Consider the following 2,800-nt stretch of genomic DNA (forward strand, 5'->3'; position numbering starts at 1 on the left):
TAGCAAGATGTGTTTGATCATGTTAATACGCTGGTTATGGTTAGGGATATCAAAAGTACTGCCAAATTATATAGGAAATAAAATATTCGAATGAGACCGTTTTCATGCATCCTTTTGGCTATATTTCTGGTTATCAATAAATCCTCTTAGCTATGAAACTACAGTATACTTTAGAACCCATAAAATTCCAAACCATTGAAGAATTGCCCCATGCATGGAACGATGGCGATTACAAAAAATTGTTGGATACCGCGGAATATGGCGATACCTCCGATCTTTCTTCACAGGAATTAAAGGAGATGTGCCTGCTTTCCATTTCCGACAACGACCCTGCTGAAGCGGCGAAGCTAGTTTTGGCCTACGTTTTCGGCGAACGCCTGAACCCAGGCCAAATCGATAATCTATCCCATGAAATGGAAACTGAAAAAGTATGGGAAGAGTACGCCGAACTCTCCATGCATGAAGAATTCTTTAACGCGACGCAGCTTTTGTACAAGGCGTACAACGGTAAATTTCCCCATCCGGAAGCAGTGCGGTTTAAAATGAAAGTGACATCCAAAGAAAAAACGGGTATGGAAATATTTGAAAAGGATACCGAAGCGTGCCTGATTCGTCTTCTAGTACAAGGAATGCCCGAAAACACCTTGATCAACCGACTTTTTGACGACGAACTCAAAGGTGGCGATTTTAAGGATGCCAAGGATATTATCTGGCAGTATACCGAAGAAGCCGCGGAAAATAACAGTCAAGTTTTCGAGATTATTTCGTCTACGTATTGGTTCAACGACCTTAAGTATGCGGAGACTTTTGAAGCTATCATAGAAACCGAGGAGGATTGATATCGCTCAAAAAGAGGTTCAAGTTATTGTAAAATACACGAAAGTCACATAAACCGCCACCAACACAAGCCCATCGCGCCAGTTGAGCCTGAGCCCTTTAGGTATGAACACCAGGGGCAAGATCAAGAACGAAATACCGAGCATCCAAAAGATATCGTTGGTCAAAAGGCCTTCATCCATCACTTTGATGGGCGTTATGATCGAAGCAATCCCCAAGACCGCCAAAAGGTTAAAAATGTTCGATCCGATAAGGTTGCCCAAAGAAATCGCCTTCTCCTTTTTGATGACCGCTATGACCGAGGCCGCCAATTCGGGAATACTGGTGCCTACGGAGACAACCGTCACGCCGATGACCCGTTCGCTGACGCCATAAACCGTCGCCAGACCTACGGCACCGTCAATAAGCAGTTCCGATCCTCCCCAGAGCGCAACGCCCCCAATACCCAAAAATAGCATGGTCTTCCATAGCGGCAGCGGTAGATCGTCATCCGGCATTTCATCGACGACCGCCGGTTTCTGGAATCGCAGCAGATAGACCAAAAATAAAAATAGGGCAACCAACATAATGATGCCCTCATATTTCACCAGTTCCCCATCGAAATAGATGAATCCGAAAAATAAGAGCGACGCCAGCATCATGACCGGCCAATCGGTCGTGTAGAAACTCCGCTGTACTTCAATACTTCCCAATAAGAGCGTTATTCCCAAAACGAGTCCCAAATTAGCGATGTTGGAGCCGACCACATTGCCCAAGGCCAGATCCGGAAAACCGTCCAAGGCCGATTTTACGCTCACGATTAGCTCCGGTGCCGAAGTGGCAAAGGATACCACCGTCATCCCGATAACAATCTTGGGGATGTTCAAGCGCAACGAAAGTGCTACGGCGGATTTTAAAAGCCAGTTGCCGCCCGCGATTAAAAGCATTAAGCCAAGAACTATAAAAAGAAGGTTTTGCATGAAGTGGTTTGTGGGAACTCGTGACAAATATATATGAAGATTTCAAATTTATGGGATTCTTTTGATGCAGGTGGATTTTGAATCCGAACTCAATTAGGGTTCGTTATATTTGTAGAAATCAAATGGGATGAAAAAGGCTTTTTTTAAATTTTTGGCAAAGGTGAACAAGGCGGTGCTCCCCTCCTACTCGAAAAAGCAATTAGATCTTTCGAGAGCATCCAAATTTCAGATGGGTATTATCGGCTGGCGCTATTATGTGACTACGAACGCATTAGGTAAGTAGCTTTCCAATATTATTAATACTGCATCAAAGACCGTATCTCGTAACCTTTAAGTTTCTCCTCGCCTTTTAAGAAATCAAGCGCCATCAAAAAATTACACTGAACGATTTCACCGCCCAAACGTTCGACCAGTTCACAGGTCGCTTTGGCCGTGCCACCGGTGGCCAGCACATCGTCATGGATCAAAACTTTGTCTCCTTTTTGGATGGCATCTTTATGTATTTCCAAAGTGTCGGTACCATATTCAAGGTCATAGGTGACGCTGATCTTTTCCGCGGGCAGTTTACCGGGTTTTCGAACGGGGACAAAACCGGCGTTTAGTCTTGCCGCCAAAAGAGCGGCGAAGAAAAACCCTCGGCTTTCTATGCCCACTACGATATCAATCTTTTGGTTTCCGATCAAATCCATCAACGCATCCGTTGCTTGCTTCATGGCCAGTGGGTCTTTCAATAGGGGCGTGATATCTTTGAAGACGATGCCTTTGGATGGAAAATCGGGGATATCGCGGATGTAGCGTTTAAGGTTCATTTAAGTGGCTCGGTTATTTTGCGGTAAATTTAAAAAGAAATATATTTGCACCCGCTTTAAATAAAACACAATACTGGTCCTGTGGCGCAACTGGATAGCGCATCTGACTACGAATCAGAAGGTTACAAGTTCGAATCTTGTCAGGATCACGACACTCGGTAGACCACGCCCATTTTTGGGGCGTGGTTCTTTGTT

The 2,800-nt window shown here is 44.7% G+C and carries 4 protein-coding genes and 1 tRNA gene; 3 read left to right on the forward strand and 2 right to left on the reverse strand.

Going from position 1 to position 2,800, the window contains the following annotated elements; genetic code table 11:
* Nucleotides 1-152: 152 nt before the first annotated feature.
* Nucleotides 153-839: a hypothetical protein gene (locus ACEW8S_RS10480; RefSeq protein WP_373518103.1), complete on the forward strand. Its 687-nt coding sequence runs from the start codon at nucleotides 153-155 to the stop codon at nucleotides 837-839.
* An 18-nt stretch (nucleotides 840-857) separates the two neighbouring features.
* Here ACEW8S_RS10480 and ACEW8S_RS10485 read toward each other — a convergent pair whose 3' ends face one another.
* Nucleotides 858-1,796 (reverse strand): calcium/sodium antiporter, encoded by a 939-nt coding sequence (locus ACEW8S_RS10485; RefSeq protein ID WP_373518104.1) that lies wholly within the window; start codon nucleotides 1,794-1,796, stop codon nucleotides 858-860.
* Between the two features lie 127 nt (nucleotides 1,797-1,923).
* Here ACEW8S_RS10485 and ACEW8S_RS10490 point away from each other — a divergent pair, with 127 nt between their 5' ends.
* The gene (locus tag ACEW8S_RS10490) at nucleotides 1,924-2,079 is read left to right on the forward strand and encodes an SsrA-binding protein (protein WP_373518105.1); all 156 of its coding nucleotides are present in this window, start codon (nucleotides 1,924-1,926) and stop codon (nucleotides 2,077-2,079) included.
* Nucleotides 2,080-2,092: 13 nt separating this feature from the next.
* Here the strand turns inward: ACEW8S_RS10490 and ACEW8S_RS10495 are convergent, their stop codons facing one another.
* Entirely contained in the window at nucleotides 2,093-2,605 is a 513-nt protein-coding gene (locus tag ACEW8S_RS10495; protein WP_373518106.1) for an adenine phosphoribosyltransferase, read from the reverse strand.
* A 75-nt stretch (nucleotides 2,606-2,680) separates the two neighbouring features.
* Between ACEW8S_RS10495 and ACEW8S_RS10500 the strand changes: the two genes are divergently transcribed.
* Nucleotides 2,681-2,754 (forward strand) — tRNA-Arg (locus tag ACEW8S_RS10500).
* Nucleotides 2,755-2,800 lie beyond the last annotated feature (46 nt).

The organism is Pricia sp. (genome assembly GCF_041745955.1).
In the GTDB taxonomy this organism is placed as follows: Bacteria; Bacteroidota; Bacteroidia; order Flavobacteriales; family Flavobacteriaceae; genus Pricia.